We start from the raw sequence: 1,588 nt of genomic DNA on the forward strand, positions 1-1,588 counted from the left end.
GAATCACTCTTAAACAGATTGTTAGGCGAATGCTGACACCGTATTTCTCGATACTAAAGCGTTATCATTGTATTCAATTAACATCTCTTCCGTATCTAAATCATAACTGTAGTGCACAACCTCTCTGCACTTAAAATCCTCTTTATTCAGTGGATTCATAGCGTATGGGTTGTGATATATTTGCAAGCCATCAAGGTGTGTTTCTTTATGGTAAGGAGCATCATATATAAACATATCGTGCCCACAAATATCGAAGCCAGCAAAGAAACGCTCAGATAAAACGGTATAACCCTCAGATACCTCATTCATTGATCGCCCCAGTTTGTCGTAGCCCTCCTTCGCAAGAAACTCAACTATACCCATTTTCCGAAGCCTTGTTGCTCTGACGAAACTAGCTGTTCCAGCCTGAGCTACAGCTTTGCCAAAAGTGCCAGTCGTAGAGAAAATTACTGCACTAATTTCTTTATAACTATCGTTAGTAAAGATACCCAGATTTACACTTTTGCCATTACGGTTAGGAATATACTTAACAGCTTTCTGCCTTGTGTGGTAACCCTCTGGTGGTTCTAGCCCATATAAAACTCTATTAATAGCAGTATTGTTTTGTGTTTGGGAGAAACTTCTATCAAACGGAGCCACAGCTAGAACAAAAGGGTTACCCATTACATGCTCTAATGATGAATAAGGGTGTTTCTTTTTTCCATCACCAACATAAAGAGTATGTTTATCCCTGATCTTTCCAGCCAACTTTAACGTCGAGTCATCGAGAAAATCATCATCAATTTTATTTGACGTTAGGTCCTCCATATCACGAGGGTTGGAAGTGACAGCTTCGACTGAAATACGTCGATTGTTCTTACCAATCAAATTAAAGTCTGGGCTTGCCTTTGAATAGTCAATTTGATATCCCAACTCTTTAAATGCTTGATTCAGATACAACTCCCAAAATGATGAGTTAAAAGTTGTCTGAAACTCCTTTAAAAACTTTTTAGCTTCACCGTTTCTTTCAAGCAATCCCATCCCCCAAGAGTTAAGAATAGAGTGTGTTTGCTTGTAAACAGGTTCATTTAGCACTTCACGAAACAACGGGTGCTGTTTTTCTTCAGGAACTACTGGTTCAAAAAGATTAATACTCAATTTTTTCTCCAAATTCGCCTAACGCTCCCGTTAAGAGGTTGCCAACTTACAACCGCCTAACCTGATTAAACCACCGTAAACACCCATGCTTATTAAGTTCGTCACGCGTTGGCAATCCTGCTTGAACGGTTTGTTATGTGCGTTTTCTCACTATTTACCTGAGTACAAATCGCTCGATTAATTCTATATTAGAATTAAACTGGTGTTTTATATGCTCTTCGAGGTCAGCGGAAAAGTAGCTTTCTTGATCAAATTGCGTGTGCCAAATGCGTCCCCAGTGTTTTTCAGTAGAAGAGTCACAGGCGGTCGTGTTTTTGCTATCAAAACATGACCAAAATCGATAATTGATCGATTGTGAGTAGCCGTCATTTCCAGACTCACCTTTAATGTCGAAATTTGTGGCTTCTATGTGAGCGATAGGAATTCCAGCACATGAAAAAGGAGCATGATC

1 protein-coding gene and 1 pseudogene are annotated in these 1,588 nt (G+C 39.4%); both read right to left on the minus strand.

Annotated elements, in window-relative coordinates; all coding sequences use genetic code 11:
* Positions 1 to 21: 21 nt before the first annotated feature.
* The gene (locus tag BCT81_RS02460; RefSeq protein ID WP_102423147.1) at positions 22 to 1,137 is read right to left on the minus strand and encodes a hypothetical protein; all 1,116 of its coding nucleotides are present in this window, start codon (positions 1,135 to 1,137) and stop codon (positions 22 to 24) included.
* Positions 1,138 to 1,291: 154 nt separating this feature from the next.
* Positions 1,292 to 1,588 (minus strand): annotated as a pseudogene (locus BCT81_RS29515) (Zn-dependent exopeptidase M28); the annotation flags it as partial.

This window comes from Vibrio sp. 10N.261.52.A1, from assembly GCF_002876325.1.
Taxonomy (GTDB): domain Bacteria; phylum Pseudomonadota; class Gammaproteobacteria; order Enterobacterales; family Vibrionaceae; genus Vibrio; species Vibrio chagasii.